At 62.1% G+C, this 17,163-nt stretch carries 18 protein-coding genes and 2 pseudogenes; 5 read left to right on the top strand and 15 right to left on the bottom strand.

The genetic code is table 11. The features are described from left to right. Positions 1–60: 60 nt before the first annotated feature. The 5 genes from NKH01_RS07255 to NKH01_RS07235 form a co-directional block, all read right to left on the bottom strand. Positions 61–1,806, bottom strand: coding sequence for an adenylate/guanylate cyclase domain-containing protein (locus tag NKH01_RS07255; RefSeq protein WP_353019773.1), 1,746 nt, complete (start codon positions 1,804–1,806; stop codon positions 61–63). Positions 1,807–2,456: 650 nt separating this feature from the next. Continuing rightward, positions 2,457–2,642 (bottom strand): hypothetical protein, encoded by a 186-nt coding sequence (locus NKH01_RS07250; RefSeq protein WP_352818068.1) that lies wholly within the window; start codon positions 2,640–2,642, stop codon positions 2,457–2,459. A 69-nt stretch (positions 2,643–2,711) separates the two neighbouring features. After that, complete coding sequence (locus NKH01_RS07245) at positions 2,712–3,140, bottom strand: SgcJ/EcaC family oxidoreductase (RefSeq protein WP_353005878.1); 429 nt, start codon at positions 3,138–3,140, stop codon at positions 2,712–2,714. Positions 3,141–4,025: 885 nt separating this feature from the next. Beyond that, on the bottom strand, positions 4,026–5,084 hold the full coding sequence (locus NKH01_RS07240; RefSeq protein ID WP_353019771.1) for an adenylate/guanylate cyclase domain-containing protein: 1,059 nt from the start codon (positions 5,082–5,084) through the stop codon (positions 4,026–4,028). Positions 5,085–5,288: 204 nt separating this feature from the next. Beyond that, positions 5,289–5,744: an SRPBCC family protein gene (locus tag NKH01_RS07235; protein WP_352464137.1), complete on the bottom strand. Its 456-nt coding sequence runs from the start codon at positions 5,742–5,744 to the stop codon at positions 5,289–5,291. A 95-nt stretch (positions 5,745–5,839) separates the two neighbouring features. Between NKH01_RS07235 and NKH01_RS07230 the strand changes: the two genes are divergently transcribed. Next, positions 5,840–6,286, top strand: a complete 447-nt coding sequence (locus NKH01_RS07230) for a helix-turn-helix transcriptional regulator (RefSeq protein ID WP_353019769.1) — start codon at positions 5,840–5,842, stop codon at positions 6,284–6,286. A gap of 179 nt (positions 6,287–6,465) precedes the next feature. After that, positions 6,466–7,035 carry a class I SAM-dependent methyltransferase gene (locus NKH01_RS07225; RefSeq protein ID WP_353019768.1) on the top strand — a complete coding sequence of 190 codons (570 nt, stop codon included), beginning with the start codon at positions 6,466–6,468 and terminating at the stop codon, positions 7,033–7,035. Positions 7,036–7,304: 269 nt separating this feature from the next. Here NKH01_RS07225 and NKH01_RS07220 read toward each other — a convergent pair whose 3' ends face one another. After that, complete coding sequence (locus tag NKH01_RS07220; protein ID WP_353019766.1) at positions 7,305–7,475, bottom strand: hypothetical protein; 171 nt, start codon at positions 7,473–7,475, stop codon at positions 7,305–7,307. Between the two features lie 103 nt (positions 7,476–7,578). On the opposite strand from NKH01_RS07220, the pseudogene NKH01_RS07215 reads away from it, so the two are divergent. Then, a pseudogene (locus tag NKH01_RS07215) lies at positions 7,579–7,734 on the top strand (ISNCY family transposase); the annotation flags it as partial. Positions 7,735–8,055: 321 nt separating this feature from the next. Here NKH01_RS07215 and NKH01_RS07210 read toward each other — a convergent pair. The 6 genes from NKH01_RS07210 to NKH01_RS07185 all read right to left on the bottom strand — a co-directional run bounded on the left by NKH01_RS07210 (position 8,056) and on the right by NKH01_RS07185 (position 14,247). Next, positions 8,056–8,772, bottom strand: a complete 717-nt coding sequence (locus NKH01_RS07210) for an ABC transporter ATP-binding protein (protein ID WP_352790370.1) — start codon at positions 8,770–8,772, stop codon at positions 8,056–8,058. After that, positions 8,769–9,515, bottom strand: coding sequence for an ABC transporter ATP-binding protein (locus NKH01_RS07205; protein WP_353019765.1), 747 nt, complete (start codon positions 9,513–9,515; stop codon positions 8,769–8,771). The genes NKH01_RS07210 and NKH01_RS07205 overlap by 4 nt, the downstream gene beginning before the upstream one ends. After that, positions 9,512–10,498, bottom strand: a complete 987-nt coding sequence (locus tag NKH01_RS07200; protein ID WP_352496557.1) for a branched-chain amino acid ABC transporter permease — start codon at positions 10,496–10,498, stop codon at positions 9,512–9,514. Before NKH01_RS07200 ends, NKH01_RS07205 begins: the two co-directional genes overlap by 4 nt. A gap of 8 nt (positions 10,499–10,506) precedes the next feature. Next, positions 10,507–11,379, bottom strand: coding sequence for a branched-chain amino acid ABC transporter permease (locus NKH01_RS07195; protein ID WP_352496556.1), 873 nt, complete (start codon positions 11,377–11,379; stop codon positions 10,507–10,509). A gap of 161 nt (positions 11,380–11,540) precedes the next feature. After that, on the bottom strand, positions 11,541–12,809 hold the full coding sequence (locus NKH01_RS07190; RefSeq protein WP_023723181.1) for an amino acid ABC transporter substrate-binding protein: 1,269 nt from the start codon (positions 12,807–12,809) through the stop codon (positions 11,541–11,543). 628 nt (positions 12,810–13,437) lie between these two features. After that, positions 13,438–14,247, bottom strand: coding sequence for a class I SAM-dependent methyltransferase (locus NKH01_RS07185; RefSeq protein ID WP_084643179.1), 810 nt, complete (start codon positions 14,245–14,247; stop codon positions 13,438–13,440). A 269-nt stretch (positions 14,248–14,516) separates the two neighbouring features. Between NKH01_RS07185 and NKH01_RS07180 the strand changes: the two are divergent. Next, positions 14,517–14,685, top strand: a pseudogene (locus NKH01_RS07180) (integrase); the annotation flags it as partial. 123 nt (positions 14,686–14,808) lie between these two features. Here NKH01_RS07180 and NKH01_RS07175 read toward each other — a convergent pair. Beyond that, positions 14,809–15,327, bottom strand: coding sequence for an RES family NAD+ phosphorylase (locus NKH01_RS07175; protein ID WP_352496553.1), 519 nt, complete (start codon positions 15,325–15,327; stop codon positions 14,809–14,811). Continuing rightward, on the bottom strand, positions 15,324–15,713 hold the full coding sequence (locus NKH01_RS07170) for an antitoxin Xre/MbcA/ParS toxin-binding domain-containing protein (RefSeq protein WP_031195508.1): 390 nt from the start codon (positions 15,711–15,713) through the stop codon (positions 15,324–15,326). The genes NKH01_RS07175 and NKH01_RS07170 overlap by 4 nt, the downstream gene beginning before the upstream one ends. 45 nt (positions 15,714–15,758) lie before the next feature. On the opposite strand from NKH01_RS07170, the gene NKH01_RS07165 reads away from it, so the two are divergent. Next, positions 15,759–15,998: a hypothetical protein gene (locus tag NKH01_RS07165; RefSeq protein WP_353019764.1), complete on the top strand. Its 240-nt coding sequence runs from the start codon at positions 15,759–15,761 to the stop codon at positions 15,996–15,998. A gap of 129 nt (positions 15,999–16,127) precedes the next feature. Here NKH01_RS07165 and NKH01_RS07160 read toward each other — a convergent pair whose 3' ends face one another. Further along, positions 16,128–17,024: an aminoglycoside phosphotransferase family protein gene (locus NKH01_RS07160; RefSeq protein WP_353019762.1), complete on the bottom strand. Its 897-nt coding sequence runs from the start codon at positions 17,022–17,024 to the stop codon at positions 16,128–16,130. Between the last annotated feature and the right edge of the window lie 139 nt (positions 17,025–17,163).

Below are 17,163 nucleotides of genomic sequence, written 5' to 3'. Positions count from 1 at the left end.
CCAGAAGCGACGCAGGTCAAGGGAACGTCGCCTCGCCGGGCATCTTTGCAACTGCGACGATCACTCTGGCACGCCGGAGATGCCCAGCGCCTCGACATAACGCTCGGCGAACACCTCGTCCAGCCACGGGTTGATCTGTCTCTGCAGGGTGAGCGTGTAGGTCGGGAACGCCTTCATAAGACGCCGCGCCGCCGCCTGCGCCTCGTCCAGCCGGTTGAGTTTGACCAGCGCCATGATCACCACCCGGTGCGAGGAGCCGTAGTTCGGCATCTCGTGCAGCGCGCGTTCTCCCCATGCCAGCGCTTCCTCGTAGCGCTCGAGCATCAGGTAGCTCATCCCGATGCCGGAGAGCGCGATGCCCTTCTCGGGGTCGATCGGGCTCAGCCGCATTGCCCTGTGAAAGTGCTCGATGGCGACGAGCGGGCGGCTGGAATGTGCGTTCACCCAGCCGCTGCCCGTATGGCCCTGCGCCGAATTGGGGTTGAGCAGCAGGGATCGCTCGATCGTGCGCAACGCCATCTCGTAGTCCTTCGCGCTGTAGGCGATCACCTGCGCGGCGAAGCGTAGGCTCGTGGGATCGTCGCGCGCTTCCGCCAGTACCTCTCGCGCCATGCGCGCGGCGACTCGGATATCGTCGGGCTCGTGCCAGCACTGGCTCACGGATAGGCTGCGGATATAGGCGCCGAGTGCCTTCGCCAAGTTGAAGCCAGGGTCGATGCTGAGCGCCTCGTTGGTGAGCCGGCGCACGTCGGCAAAGCCTTCGCGCGTCATGCTGTAGAAGCGCGGCAGCGCGCGAAGGTAGAGGTCGTAGGCGCTGATGTACTCGGTCGGTTTCATGCGCGCCTGCTTGATCTCCTGCAGCCGGATGCTCGGTTCGACCGCACCGACGACGCTCTCGGTCACCTTGTCCTGCAGGTCGAAGATGTCGCTCACATCGCCCTCGAAGCGGTCAGTCCAGACATGGTGCCCACTGATCGCGTCCACCAGCTGCCCGCTGATACGCACCCGCGATCCTGCTCTGCGGATGCTGCCTTCTAGCACGTAGCGGACGCCCAGCTCGCGCCCGACCTGGCGCAGGTCTACCGCCCGGCCCTTGTAGGTGAAGGACGAGTTGCGGGCGATCACGAAGAAGGAGTTCACCCGACTCAATCCCGTGATGATGTCCTCCACCAGCCCGTCGGCGAAGTATTCCTGGTCGGGGTCGCCGCTCATGTTGGTGAAAGGCAGGACCGCGATCGAGGGTTTCTCGGGCAAGGGAGGCGATGCAGCCACCGAGGCGCTGGCGTCGGTCTCGACGCGGTAGGCGCGCACCGGCCGCTCGATGTTCTTGAGGCGCAGGTTGCCGAGCGGCCTGAAGCCGCAATCGAGCTTGCCCTGAAGGTGGTCGTACGCGGTGCCGGAGACGACCACGGTGCCGGCATCGGCGATGCTTTCGAGTCGGGCGGCGATGTTGACCCCGTCACCGTAGAGGTCGCCGTCCTCCTCGCAGACCACGTCGCCGAGATTGACGCCGATGCGCAAGCGAATCCGCTCTCCCTGGGGCATCTCCGCCTCATGTTCTGCCAGGGCCCGCTGAATCGCCATTGCCGAGGTCACCGCGTTAACGACGCTCGCGAACTCGCAGAGCATGCCGTCGCCGGTGAGCTTGACGATCCGACCCTGGTGCACAGAGACCAGCGGTTCGAGGAGGTCCTTGCGGTACATCTTCAGCCGCTCGAGCGTGCCGCGCTCGTCGCGCTCCGTCAGGCGCGAATAGCCGACCACGTCGCAAGCCATGATCGCTGCGAGGTGGCGCTGCGTGGTCACTGCACCGCTCAGCCAAGCGCCTGCACGCGGGCCGCCCCGCGTCCATGTCCTGCCAACTTCCAGACGCCCCATGCGCATGGTATCCATCTCTCCCAGTCGCCGCCGTCGCCGATATAGAACGCAGAACGCAGCTCGACCTTGCCTTGACGAGGTTTCGCTAACCCTCTTGCGAGGCGTGGAGCGTTCCAGTCGCCGCGCCCACGCAGCCTCTGGAGACGCTGACACGTCACTCCCAGAAGGCCGGAGATATTTCTTGCCCTGTGTAACCGGTTGACGCCACCGTGGCGGTGCTTTTGTCACGGCGATGTAACAGCGAGATGCCCTGCGAGCGCGCGCATCGGGCATTACACCAGACGTTTGCGCTTAGAGGTGCTGAGGTCGGCAGGTGGTGCGGGCGCGACCTTCAGCATGGTCAGCTGCAATGTCTGCTTTTGGGCGAAAGCAAAATCCGCCTCTGCGGCCGATATTGCATTGAAGCGCAAAACTGCCGTTCACTTCGTGATAGATGTAGGCCGGCTTCAATTCAGAACCGACCTCGGCCAAAGGCTACCTTTGAGCCAAGATGGCCTTAGTTGCATGTGATTGGGCAAACACGCCGACTTCCTCAGTCGGCTATTGTCAAGCCGCTCGGGCTTTCATGTCTTCGCCGCTCACCATTTTGTCACGGCGGAGAAATCGAGCTTGCCTGAACTGAGGATAGTCACTTTCGCAACGACGCCCACCTCGGCCGGTACCCTCAGGTCCATGGCGCCATGGGCCTTGGCGAAGACCAGGAATTCGGCACGCGTGACGTTGACGGCCTCAGTGACGAGGATCAAAGCAGTCGAATTCGGCATTCCGACACGCATACGTATTGGTGGTCAGGCTCGCTGGCGCACGCCCTGTTCCGCCTCTGTTGGCGCGAGCTAGCCTTTCGAGCCGGCTGGGGCGATTGCGCCTGGAACAATATCCGTGTTCTGAGCCACCTTGATTCGCCATCCCGACTGCCCTTCTTGGACAATCAGAAGCAATATGCCTTTCCTAACCCCGGCCGGGGAGCCGTCCGGAGCAAATGCTCCCGTTAGCGTCCAAGTGCAATGAACAGAAGCAAGCCCCGGAGCCAATTCCACAACCGACGAGATATCGCCTTCTAATCGGCTATCCCGAAACATGGTCTCATGGGTGGCTCGGTGCGCCGCTTCGATCTCGGATCGGTTCTTCCACCAAACACCTACGACGTTAACGAAATTAGCATCGGAAGCGAACAGAGACGCAAACTCATCCATGTCATGCCGGTTCCAAGCGTTCGCAAAAGCGGTAGCGACATGCTCGGGCTTATCAGACGTCACGCTCATGACCCACGTCTCCTGCGTAGCTCCGCTAAGCATATAGGAGCCGGGACCGGATGCGACACGGCAAAGGTCAAATTTCAAATTGACGCACTACCGGCAGCGGAGGAATTGCGACATCCAATGTGGGATCCTGTTACGATCCCCTATGGCCATCCGAATAGTGGTTATCCTGGCGCTTCTTTCCGCCTTCGCCTACGGATTCGCAAAACTCGTTGAGCGTTATGGCGGCGTTGGCGATCAGCCTTCTCCATGTGAAGAAGGCTCAACCCTTGATTGCCCAGACCGCAATGCGCCGCCACCTTAAACCTGAGCCTAAGCATTCGAGCGCGCTTGGAATAGGAAGTCGCGTTCGCGCCAATCAAGCGGAACCAAAGTCTGCACGGCAGAAGAGCGAATTGATGGCTATCATCGTGACATGATAGCGTTGCCGCACCTTGCCCGAGGACGGTGTCTTCGCGCCATTCCATGCACATGCCATGCGTCGCAGTGGCGCCACAAATGCTCAGGGCGCCAGTCCGGCCTTCCCCCAAGTGACGATCATGGCGTCAGGCGCCGCAGGCTGATGGATGTTGTCTGGTCGGTCATCTTTGATGAAACCGTACCGGATGAAGACGCCGAAGGGGGGCGGAAGCCGACTAAGAGCCCGCCAATTTCGTCTAAGTTCATGTCCGCCGTTTGCAAGTAAAAATGCGAAAAGACACTACGATGCAAGGACTTAGCTTGCGTTCTTGAGCTTTCGACCTTTTCTCTAGCACGCGGCAGTAGTCCGGAGCAGTGGGTCTGAGTGCCCCTATTCTGCTCCTAGTTTTTGACGTTCGGAGACGACTAGATGGCCAAAATCAAGCTAACCAAATCTGCGGTTGACGCCGCCGCCCCGCAGGACCGCGATTACGCATCCGGCAGGGTGAAGACGGTGCAGGGCGCCGCGATGCCGCGCAGCACGTGTTCGCCCAGCGGCACCAGCGGTGTGGTGATCTCGGCGGCGACCGCGCCCGAGATCAGCACCGAGCGGCCGAGCGGCCGGCATAGCCCCTCCAGCCGGCTGACCAGGTTGACCGCGGGGCCGATGGCGGTGAAATCCAGCCGGTCGACCGCGCCGATATTGCCCCACAGCATCTCGCCGAGATGCAGCGCCGCGCCGAACGGCAGCCGGGGCAGGCCCTGCGCCTGCCGCCCCGCATCGAGATGGGCCATGCCGGCGCGGGCGGCGACGACGGCGCGCAGCGCCGCCTCGCAGGCCTCGGCCGGCGCAGCGGTGACCGGGAAAATCGCCAGCATGCCGTCGCCGATGAATTTCAGCACTTCGCCCCCGAAGGCGTGCACCGCACCGGCGACGCGGTCGAACCAGGCGTCGAGCGCGGCGATCACCGCCGCGGGCTCGGTTGCCTCGGACAGGGCGGTGAAGCCGCGCAGGTCGGCATAGAGCAGCGCGGCGTGAATGGTTTCGCCGGTGCCGCGGCGCAGGGACCCGCCTTGCACCCGGGCGGCACTGCGCCGGCCGAGATAAGCCTCGAGTAGCGCTGTCAGCGCCGCCCGCGCCGCAAGTGCGGCAAGGGGCGCCGCGGCGAAGCGCGCGGCCTGGCGCAGCCGGGCAGCCTCGGCGGGGCCGAACGGCCGGGTTCCGGCCCAGCCCAGCACCGGACTATCCGGCGCCCGGCCAACCGGGCCCTCCTGCACCGGGCCGAGCTCCGCCAGCCAGTCGCGCCCTGCCTGGCCGAGCGGACCGCCAGCGAAGCTCAGCGCCTCGATCACCGCCCCGGTCTCCGCCCGCCAAAGCCAGGTGCGGCGGGTGATAATGGGATGCGGAACCGCGAGCGTCAGCGCGCCGCCGGCCAGCGGCAGGCCGTCAGCCAGAAGTCGGCCGCCGAGCTCGGCCAGAAATCGGTCGGGGGCGGCCGAGGCGCCGGCCTCGTCCACCAGCCAGGCGAGAGGCGCGGGCAGATCCATGGCGCGATTATGCGGCCACCGCGCCCGGCCTGTCATCCGCGCCGTGACGATGCGCAGCCGGCCCGCCGATCTATCCTCCCCCCGCCCCCCGGCGCTTGTACGGTCCGATCCTCGATGGCGCCGGGTTCGACCCGCCCTGCGAGCCGGCATCCGCCGTCAAATTGCAACGGGCTCACGGGCGGCGATATCGCGCGCGGAAGGCCGTCACCCCCTGCCCGTGTGGCCGTATTTGGGATCCGGGCCGGGATCACGCCCGGCTGCAACCTCGCCCAGCCTGCCGAGGTAATGAGCCCAGCCCTCCGCATGGCCGGCGCATTGCTCGGCATTGGGCAGGCCGGTGTGGGTCAGGCGCAGCAGCGTTCCGTCCGGCTGCTCGATCAGATCGATCTCGACCAGGCTCGATCCCGGCGGCACCTCATCGCTCTCTTCCCAGCCGAAGCTGTATGCCAGACGGTGCACCGGCACCACCTCCCGGAAGGAGCCGCGAGCGACGCGAGCCCCGGTAACATTGACGAGATAGAGCCCGCCGGGCTGCGGCTCGAGCTGCGCCTCTGTTCCCATCCAGCGCAGGATCTTCTCCGGATCGGTCAGGAGGGCAAACAGCGCAGCGGGGGGCGCCGGGATGTGTGTCTCGCGGCGGACGACGAGGGCCTCTTGCATCGGCTTCCTCCATAGTTGCGACAGTTGGAGCAATTGTAAACCAGTTGGCTGCTCGTGCGATAGAATAGGATCGGACATCTACTCTGGAGTGACAAGTGTGGCGAGATTCCGATGGGCACTCGCCGATCACAGCCGCGGCGCATGCGCTCCGCTTCGGGAGGCGTTCGAAAGCGTTGGGTGCCGCATCCGATATCCCGAGGATCGATTCTCAGACATCAGTTGCATCACCGGAGATTGGTTTCGGGCTGACGCCACGCGAGCTGCACGTGCTGCGGCTGGTGGCGGCCGGCAGGTCGAATAAGGTGATCGCTCATGAGCTCTGCCTCAGCGGAAAGACCATCGACCGGCACCTCAGCAAATCTTTAACAAGCGAGACATCTCCTCGCGCACCGCCGCAGCCGCTTGGGCCTACGAGCACAAGCTTGTCTGAATGCAACGCGGCCGTGGGTGAAATTCCCCATAGTTCCGACGTGAGATTGGGAGTTTGCCCGAAGCGGCACCTGGCTTGTGGCGGTACGGTTTGCTTCGCCCTCAATAAGTAGAAACCGGAGAAAACCATGTCCACGAACGATTTAGGCACGACGGAACTGCAAGAAGCTGCGGAGCGGAAACACACTGCTGTCGAAGCGAAGTCGGAAGACGACCGCGTGCCGATTGAAACACGGCAAGCCTGGGATCGGATCGCGCCGGGCTATGACCGAACCAATACCGAGACGCAGATATGGCTCGGCAGCGAGGCGCTGAACAGGGCGGAGCTCCGTTCCGGAATGCGCTTGCTCGACGTGCAGCGGCGCGCTCACCAGCCCGGCGGCGCGCATGGGCGCCGAGGTTCTTCGCCATTGACCAGTCTCCCACGATGCTGGAGTTGCTCGGCAAACGCGCGGAGAGGGAAGGATTATCAGTGCAGACCCGTGTAATGGACGGCCACGCGCTCGCCTTAAACGACGACGGCTTCGACATTGCCGGATCGCAGTTCGGCGTCATGCTGTTTCCTGACATGCCGAGGGGCATTCGCGAGATGGCTCGGGTCGTCAAGCCGGGCGGCCGTGTTCTGGTCATTGCTTATGGAAATCCGCACCAGATCGACTTCCTTGGTTTTCTGGTGGAGGCCGTCCGATCTGTTCGCCCGGACTTTGATCGTCCCCCTGTGGATCCGCCGCCGCTACCATTCCAACTTAGTGATCCCGAGAGGCTGCGTCGAGAACTCGCCGCTGCCGGGCTGCACGAGATCAGTGTCGAGACGATAATCGAGAGCACGGACTTCAAGATGGGTGAGGAACTGTGGGACTGAATCTTGTGGAGCAATCCGATCGTCGAGGAGGTGCTCGGGCACCTCGAGTTGAGCGAAAGCGAGCGCGAGGTCTCCGTGAGACGCTCGATCGCATGGTCCGCGACCGTGCCCAGGGCAGCGCCTCAGCGATCCTCCGCAACCCGATCAACATCGGGATTGGGCGGAAGTGAACACATCGCCGCGGTTCGCAGAACCGAAGCGCCAAAACTGGCGCGGTGCTCCTACGCGTAGACCGGGTTGGGCGCGGAAACAGGCAAGCTGCGGCAGCTTCACGCCCCGTCGCCGCCCTCAAGCCACCAGACGCCATGCAGTTCGTGCAGTCGCGGCGACAGCGTGGAGTGGCGGTCCTTGCGCCCCTTGCCCTCCTGGACGCGGCCGAAGTTGATCGGCGGCAACACCAATGCGCCCAGTATGATGATCGGCCAGCGGGCCGCGGACATGATAATCCATCAAGAAGTGCTGCAGTGACGCCCGTCGATCCCGGGCTCCTACGCAACATCCATTTCGGGGCCATCTCTCTAATATTCTGCGGGCGAACGCGTGCCGGTTGCCAAAGGACGTGTTGAGCGCGGCAATCAGACACTCCAGGACCGGCTTGTGAAGGCACTGCGCCTGCGCGGCATCAGCACGATCAAGGAGACCAATGCTTATGCGCCTGAGTTCATGGCGGACTTCAACGCTCGCTTTGGCAAGGAGCCGGTCCGTCTTGGCAATCCTGCCGGTGCCTTCGGCGAAGCGCCGGGCCGGTGATCTGAACATTCCCCTTTGCGGCGAGATCTTCGGCAAACGAACGGCGGGAGTTGGATATGAGACCGGAAATGTTGCTCGACACAAAGGGTCTCGCCAAGTCGGCCATAGGCGAGTGTTCAGGTTCTGAGCAGCAGGCTTGAACTTCTGTACGACAACCGATCTCGCCTGATCATTCTCCCAATTGACTGCCGAAAATCACCGCCTTCTTAGAATTAACTGCCAAGCGAGATTTGGCACTTGCAACTCGCGCTGGGGTGTCGACCGCTTCTCTCACGCTCCCCCCATATAGATTTCCATGATCTGCCGGTCGTCGCGCACGTCCCGACGCGTCCCCTCGAAGCGCTTTTCGCCGGCCGCCAGGATGTAAAGCTTGTCCGCAATCGGCATCGCCTCGCGGATGTTCTGCTCCACCATCACAATGCCAATGCCGTGCGCGGTGAGGGTGGTAATGCGTTCGAGCGTCTCGATGACCATGGCCGGCGACAATCCGGCGGAAGGCTCGTCCAGCAGAATGAAGCGCGGTTCCGAAACCAGTGCCCGCGCCAGCGCAAGCATTGCCTGCTCGCCGCCCGAAAGCGAACCGGCCGCGGTACGCCGCCGCCGTGCTAAAGAGGGATATTGCTCGATCAGCGCCTCGATGCGCTGCTCGACTATCCGCCGGTCCGCGATGGCGTAGCCACCCATGCGCAAATTCTCCATCACTGTCAGGCGCGGAAACACACCGCCGCCCTGCGGCATCAACACCAGACCCTGGCGCACCACTTCATGGACGGCAAGGTTGGAAAGTGTTGATTCACCCAGGCGCGCCGTACCGCTCCACACCGGCAGCGCGCCGACAATGGCCTTGAGCAGGGTCGACTTGCCACTGCCGTTCGGCCCGAAGATGCAGGTAATCTTGCCAGCTTCCGCGCTCAGCGAGACGCCATGGACGATCTCCTGCTTGCCGTAGCCGGTGACGATGTTGTCGGCGGTGAGCGTGGTGCTCATTGTAGCCGCCCCAGATAGGTCTGCATAACTTCCGAATTGCGAACGATGTCGTTGAAAGGCCCGGTGGCCACGACACGGCCTGCATCCATGACAATGATGCGGTCGCACACGTTCCGCACCATTTCCATGTCGTGCTCGATGACCAGGACGGTGGTGCCGCGCTCGCGCAGCCGCGCGATGGCCTCCACGATGATCTTGCGGATGCTGGGATGCACGCCCGCTGTCACCTCGTCGAGCAGAATGAGCGAGGCCTGGCGCATCACAACGCGCCCGAACTCCAGCAGTTTCTGCTGGCCGCCCGAAAGATCGGATGCGCGGTTGTCTGCGACATGCTCCAGCTTGAGCAGCGCCAGCGTATCGGCCGCCCGTTCGCGCGCGCCCCGCCAGTGGCCCTCGGCCGCAGCCGCCAGCAGGTTTTCGGTGACGCTCATATTGTCGAACATGGCCGGAATCTGGAAGGTGCGAGCAAGCCCCAGCCGCGCGATCGTGTGAGCCTTTCGGCCGCCGATTTCGTGGCCGTCGAAGCGGATCTGGCCACGATCCGGCGTCACCGTGCCCGATATCAGGTTGAACAGAGTCGACTTGCCAGACCCGTTAGGCCCGATCAGGCCGGCGATCTCGCGCCGACCGACGTCCAGGGAGACACCGTTGACGGCCTTGATGCCGCCGAAATGGCAGTGGAGTTCGCGCACGACGAGAATAGGTTCGCCGGTGCCAGCCGTTTTGCCCTCGGCGGCGCTCAACTGGGCCGTCCCGGGCCGCCGCCGACAAGATTGCCGACCGCCTTGTCCAGCACGGCGCCAGACTTGGCCACGCGCCTCGAAAACATGCCGACGATGCCGTTCGGCAGAAACAGCACCACCAGCACGATGGCCGCGCCCAATATGGCGATATAGAACGCGGTGTCACCCCAGTACATCCAGATGATGCGGTTTACGACAAAGAGCGCCACACCGCCCAATGCCGGCCCCCACAGGCTGCCCAGCCCGCCCAGCAGCACCATCACCACCATCTGATCGGTGATGTCGCCGCCGAAGACGCTTTTCGGATTGATGAACGTGACCCAGTAGGCGAAGATCGCGCCGAATACCGAGGCGGTGACGGCACTGAGCACGAAGGTCTGCAGCTTGACCAGCGAAGTATTGATACCGATAGCCTCGGCCGCCGGCTCATGATCGCGCAGTGCCTTGACCTTCAGCCCGAAACGCGAGCGCTCGAACAGCGCCCACGTAATGAGATAGGTGAGCGCGGCCGCGCCGAACATGGCGAAGTAGAAGAAGCGCTCGTCAAGAAAGGGCGGCAGCCCAATGCCGCCGATGCCGCCGGTGAAGTCCATCACCGAGGCGAACTGTATGAGCACCTCGGCGAAGGCCCAGGTGGCTATGGCGAAATAGGCGCCGCGCAAGCGCAGCGTCGGCGCGCCGATGATGATGGCAAACAGCGCCGTCACCACGATACCGGCCGGGAGGGTGGCGAAGAAGGGCCAGGCGAGCCTGTCGCCCATCAGCAGCGCCGTAACATAGGCGCCGAGCCCGAAGAAGGCCGAATGGCCGAAATTGATGTAGCCGGCATAGCCGCCGAGCATGTTCCAGGAGCAGGCCAGCCCCGCCCACATCAGCGCGCCAGTGGCAATGCGCAGCCAGTAGTTGTTGACCAGCATCGGCAGCAGCGCCAGCACAACGATTACGGCGATCAGCAGGAGGAGGACGGCCCAGCGTGGCTTCATGTCCCGCCTCACAAGCCGTGCCGCAGGATCCCGCGCGGAGACACGAGAAGGACGAGAAATAGGGTGCCGAAGATCGCCAGCAGCGAATAGCTCGACCCGACATAGGTCGCGACGAAGGCTTCGATGACGCCGAGCAGCAGCGCGGCGACGAGGGCACCGCCGACGGAGCCCAAGCCGGCAAGCACAGCCACGAAAAATGCGAACAGAGTATAGCGCAGGCCGACTTCCGGGTTCACTGAAAAGATTGCACCCATTAGTACGCCGGCCATGGCAGTGATGCCTGCGTAGAGCCCGTAAACAGTGGCGCTGAGGCGGCGGATGTTGACGCCCATCAGTGCGGCGTTCTGCCGGTTTTCAGCCGTCGCTCTGATCGCCAACCCATAGCGGGTGCGGTAGAGGAACAGGAACAGTCCGCCGGCGATGGCGATCGCGAAGACCGCCGCGGCCACGCGGATCAGTGGCACCGTCACGGGGCCGACGGCGAGGCTCTCTCCGCTCAACACGGTCGGCACGCTGTGGGTATTGAAGCCCCACGCGGTCAGCATGCCGCCGCGCAGCAGTGTGAACAGGCCGAAGGTCAACGCCAGCGCCATCAATTCCGGCCGCGCCGTGCGGCTGTTGCGGACATTGTAGAGGATCGGCCCAATCAGATAGCCGATGGCGCCGAATAGCATGAAGGCCACGGGGATCGCCAGGAATCCGTCGACACCAAGTCCGGCACCCATATAGTAGCCGAGATAGCCGCCCAGCACGACCCAGCCGCCCACCGCGAAATCGATGACATGCAGCACGCCGAAAGCGAGCTGGAAACCGATCGTAAAAGTGGCGATGACGCCGCCGATCAGAAGGCCGTTCAGCAAGGTCTGTAGGAATAGATCCAACGCGGGAACCGTCCGTCAGCCAACGAAAGAGCGGAGTGCCGCGGCAAAGCGGCCGTACACACGATAGCATGGTCCGTCATTTTCCGAGCACGCGCAACCACCGTCATTGCGCCGGGCAAGGGTGATGGCGACGAGGCCGCCCCCACCCTGTCCAGAACCGGCTATTTCCAAGCTGGCAGCGGGTAGGTGAGGTCCGCTGCCGCGGCCTCTTTCGGCCCCACCGCTACGGTCTTGCCACCCTGAATCTGGATCAGCACCGGCACCGGCTGGACGTTGTCGTGGTAGTGGTTGCCTTCCTTCTCGAACTTGATCGGTCCGTAGAAGGTCTGGATGTCGGTCGCGGCTATCGCGTCCTTAAGAGCCACCCTGTCTTCAGGCGTGAGCCCCGGCTTCTTGCCAAGCCGCTTGACGGCATCGCCGAAAACGAGACCGCTGGCCGCGCAGGCCGCTTCGGTATAGTCGGGCTCGTGCCCGGACTTCTTTTGCGCCATCTCGGCAAACTCCTTTGCGGTGCCGAAGAGGTCGTCCTTATATGAAACTGACGGCAGCCACACGGAGACGCCGCAGGTGCCGTCGGCGTCCGCGGCGAGCGCCTGGGCGAAGGCCGGGTCGGTGACGCCATAGTGCATTATCAGCGCCTTGGGCCGGAAGTTCAGCGACTTGGAGGTCTTGACGACATTGATCAGCGGCTCCTCATGGCCGCCGACGGCGACGATATCGGGATTGAGCGCTGCGATCTTAGAGATGACGGGGGTAAGGTCGCCAGAGGCCGGCACCAATTCGTAGGCGACGACTTCCAATCCGGCCTCCTTGGCCCCGTCGCGAAAACCTTCGCCGGTTTCCTTCGAGAAGGGTTCGTTGACGCCGATCACAGCAATCGTCTTGGCCATGGGGTTAGACAGTTTCGCCAGCACGGCCAGCGATTTACCCGCAGTGGTGTCCACGGCCGGGATGATGCCGAAGTTGAATTCCGGCTTGGCCTTCCAGACGTTTGGGGATTCCGCGGAGCCGGAAATCATCGGCACCTGGTACTTCTGGCAAATCGGCTGCACGGCGATAGTCGAGCCGCTGGTGTAAGGGCCGAATAGCACGTCGACCTCATTCTGGACGATCAGGCGCTCGGCGGCATCGGCGCCGGTCGCGGGGTTGCTTTGGTCGTCACCGTAGAACATGTCGACCTTGAAACGCTCGCCGGCGACTTCAACCCCGCCCTTGGCGTTGACGGCCTCCGCCCATAGGTCGTAACCGCGTTTGGTCAGGTTGCCGCCGAGGATGTTCTCGCCCGACAGCGAGGTGATAACGCCGGCCTTGAATGTCGTCACCTGCGCGCATGCCGCTCGCACAAACGGGCCCAACGGGCCGGCTGCGAAGGCGCCGGCGCTGACGCCGAGGAACCGACGGCGCGAAAAACGTTTGCTGTTCGTGAACATCACTCAACTCCCTTCATCCGTTATCAGATTGGAAACCGACGATATCTCCTGTTTATACCACTGTATGCCTTTTGTGCGGACAGAGAAGATATGCCTGGGTCAACAGGCAATGCGTAAGGCGGCTTCGGGTCATCAACGCGTAGAGGCGCCGCAGGCTGTGGATGCTCAATGCCTCGTCGTGCACCAGCTTCGTCGACGTATGCCTTTTGGGCGCCATTGGCGCCGCGAGCAGTTGTAGACGCGGCTCCTATTCTGCACCTAGACAAGTTTGCGAGGCATCAAGGAACGAAGGTCTAGTCATTAAGGCATTGATTTTTCTATTGATTTATGTTCCTCGCGACGCTCCGTCGCATGGTAGACAAACCACTTTTTGAGAGGCAAGGCGCGAGATATCCCTCGGATCATGGTCGCGGAGGGGTGGGATTCGCCGATCATGGCCTCGTCGCCAAGATGACGCCTTCGGCAGCCTTTTGATTTCTTTAAAACGGTCGCCGCAGTTTCGAAGATGGAGCCCCACGGAACCAAATCTGTCCGCTCGCGTCCGGGTTGGCTGGGCAAAGCCGGCCCGGCGCCCGAAGGCAGGCCCAAGCGGACAAGCGTGGCAACAATGCTTTCATTCCAAATTGGGTTACTCGGGCCGTTCTGCCACAAAGAGAGTATCGGAGAGAAGCCCAAGCCGGTCGCGATCCGCGGCGGGTATACGATCTGAATTTATTCGGGTGACCGTAAAGCCGGCGTCCTCGATACGCTCCTTGATATCCGGTCCGTAGGCTCGCACGTGATCCGATCCACCAAAGCGCTCGTCGCGCTCGCTCAGTGACATAGATGGCGTCGCTTCGATCGTTTGGCGATAAATAAGCGGCACCTGGATCCAGACCTGCCCTCGGGGCTTAAGAGATGACCAAAGTTGCCGAAACACATGCCGATCATCAGGTACGTGTTCCATGACATGACTTAAGACGACGATATCGAGATCGCTGGTGCGACGCATGTCCATCAGGTCAATTTTCACGGTATCGGGCCCGTACCGTCCCGGCTCGAAATCGGCTTTGATTAGATTGCCCGCTTGAGAGAGTCTCTTTGAAAGACCCTTCTCGCTCGGCGCAATCTGGAGAATTTCAAGCTGCCCCGCCGGCAACTTGATAAGCCTACGGTCTAGAGCACAAATCAAAAACCGCTCACGATCCACGGCATGACAAAGCGGGCAGATAAGAGTGTACGCTCCGAAACGGTAAAAAGCCGCTACATCGCGATCGCAGGCATTGCAGTGATGAGCCTTGCTCGTCGGGAGGTGCGTCAGGGCAAAGGCTCTGAGCCAATCTCGGTACGAATGAAGTTTGCGTGTGACCCGCCGTACTGTGATACGATCACCATAGCTGCGAAAAAGAGATAGAAGTCGGCTCTCTCGAACATTGTTCTTCCTTGATGGTTTCAGCATGTCGCCTCTAAGGTTTTTCACCCAGGGGACGATAATTAGCGCCAGCTGATATGAAGTCGAGTCTGCGGAGCAGCCCGTGCTCCCGATCGGTCGCTGACGATGCAGGGCGTGGGAGCCAGGCCCTCGCGCTAACGCTGGGACAGCGGCCAGCAGGAACACGCGCTGGCGGGGCTGCTAGTCCTAGTTGTCCTATTCGAACCCCGCCTTTGAAGAGAAAAATTCGATCATCGTCATTGCTGCGCCTTGCCCGCTGCTCCTCGACAATGGCCCGCATCGTCAAATTCGCCGGCCACTCGCTGCGCGTTGACCTCGTCGGCCGAGGTCGACGATCGCTATGTGCAAAAACAACTCGGCCATAACTCCTCGGAGATGACCCGCCGCTATCAGCGCCGCAGAGATCGCTTCCGCATCAACCTGACCAGGGCTTCCGACCTCTAACGAGGCAAAAAACCCCTCCTCTGCCGTTATTCCGCCGCTCAGGTTCGCGCGAACGGCCTCACCCTGAGCGCCAAAAGACTGGTTTTCGGCCATTCGGGCTGCCCCGGAGCCTCCGGGCCTGTTTCATCGCCAGGACAGCTGGTCTTTCGGCAGCCGACCGCTCGGATCGAACACGTTCACTTTGTGCGGAAGATCGGGACCCCAGTCCCATAGCACCAGATTGCGGTCTTCCGTCTCCGCGCCCGGAGCAAAACTCGGCACCAGAATTCCAGCGATGCCTTCAGGCCGCAGCCGGTCATAGATGGACCAGGATGCAGGTCGCTCTCCGTTGCTGAGAGCCGTGGCCCAGGCGCTCCCCATGTCCGCAAGCGTGACAGAAGATTCTCCCCTCCCCTGCTCGGTTGTCAGATCAGTGATGTCCTCGCAGTCCACCTCATAAGAGCACAGCACGCAGGGGTCGATGCGATGCGCGAAGCCCTGGTTGGCTTCCTTGACAGCCGTCATGACGGTCAGCGCCAGATATAGCGCGGGCACACCTTTGGGATTGAATCGAGCGCCCCTGATCGCCGCTCCATCACCGGAACTCGGCTTGAATGCCCAACGTGGATCATGCGCCCTGTAGCAGGTTCCGACAAACCTCAAGCAAAGCCACCCAGGGCCATGTGATCGAGGTAGTCGCGAATAGCAGCGGCCTTGCCGTCCTTCACGAGGGCTTCGGCGGTGCGTCCACCGAATGCCGGCAGCGGCTGGGCTCGGTACCAGGCCATGGCCTGTTCCTTGCCTCCCGCCCAATCCGTCACGCGGCTGATGATTTCGAGCATCTCGCGCAGACGCCCCTGCGTCTTTGCCGTGCGGCTGCGCTCCAGCCGATAGAGGGTTTCGCGGGCAAGCCCGGCCGTCTGAGCCAACTGACCCTTGGACATTCCAAAGCTGTCGGCCACCTGGTCAACGGCAATTTTCCCGGCACGGTCCATATAGGACAAAACCAGGGGTTCATTCTGCATGGATTTCTTGAGGGCTTGCCCCATGGAGTTCCTTGTCATATTAGCAGCCGTATTTACTGTGCAAAACATATGGCGCTTTTCGACTGGTTTCAAGCCCCCAAGCGCATGGCGTTGTTTGGCGGCTTCTGGACGCGTGCCCCGGGCGACAGCACCCGCCAGATCTCGTTCAGCGGGCATGTCACCTTCGTCGTCCAGGGAATTCGTTTTCGCAAGGACGGCACACTCGGCAAATTGCACGAAACGCTGACGTTGTCTTTCAAAGACGAAGGCAAGCGGAGGGAGGAGGTTGGTGGCCGATCAAAAGTTTGAGCGATATCCTCGTGATGTGCGCGATTGGCGCCGCGAGCAGTTGGTTCGGTGTCTCGCGACACTCCGGCGCATGGTAGACAAACCCCGTTTAGGAAACGAACGTCCGTCCCGACGGAGGGACTGCGCGATTCAGATGTCCGGATCGTCGAGAATGCGAGAGATCGTGCTGCGCCCCAGCGCACTCATGGCGGGGTTGGTGCGACGGTAATACCAGACGAGACCCATTGCCTGCTGGAATGCCCAAGCAACACCACGCTTCCACCAAAGATCTTCAACCTGAAGGCCGCACCGAAAGGTCGCTCTTCGCTCGCGGTCTAGAAGATGCCACGCGACTACCAAATCTAGCGACGGGTCGGCTGGTCCGAAACTGCCGCCATCAAGCACTCCGACAAGACGCCCGCCCTGCACGAGAAGGTTTGCTGGGATAAGGTCCCTATGAGTCATCACGACAGGCCCAGCGGATGGCAACTCCCGGAAGCGAGTCCACAAATCGCGCAGTCGAGCCACATCAAGAAGGCCCTCGCTGTTTTCAAAGCAAACACTCATCCAATCGTCATGATCGGAGAGATGTCCACCACGTCCTTGCCCGTCGAAGCGTCGGCCCCGTGTGTCCGCTTGGCGCAACGATGCCACGAGGTGTACAAGGTCTAGGGCGAACGTCGTCGATCCACTTAGCCCGTGCGGCGTGGCAACCTCGCCTTCGATCCAAGTTTGTAACGCCCATGGCATTGGGTAGTGAGGACCTGGCTCGCCGAGCCCAATCGGTTGAGGCGTCGGAAATAAGCAATGTTCCCCAATCTCGACCATGGCAGCGGCCTCTGACCGAAGCATATTGGCGCATTCGGTCGGATTCATCGCCCTCAGTGGGAACCGCGCCGTGCTCTTCGAGCCAATGCGGAAGATGACATTGACGGTTCCCGACGATCTAACTGAGGTGATGTCTTCATGACGATACTGGGGAAACTGGTCGCGGATCATCTGGCGGGCGATATCGATGTCGATATCCACCTGGTCGTCATGCATCATGAGTTCTCGTCCTGCCGAGCTCGAATATGCGCAGCACCCGAGGCATTCCACACTCTTGTCCTACCTCCACCGATGCCATCAAAATCTCCGTTGCGGCGCTTCGCTTGGCATAGATGCCGACGCCCAGAAATTTTCGCCA

Origin of the sequence: Mesorhizobium sp. M1403 (genome assembly GCF_040317695.1) — a bacterium.
Lineage (GTDB): Bacteria > Pseudomonadota > Alphaproteobacteria > Rhizobiales > Rhizobiaceae > Mesorhizobium.
This window is presented reverse-complemented; position numbering and strand designations above follow the sequence as displayed.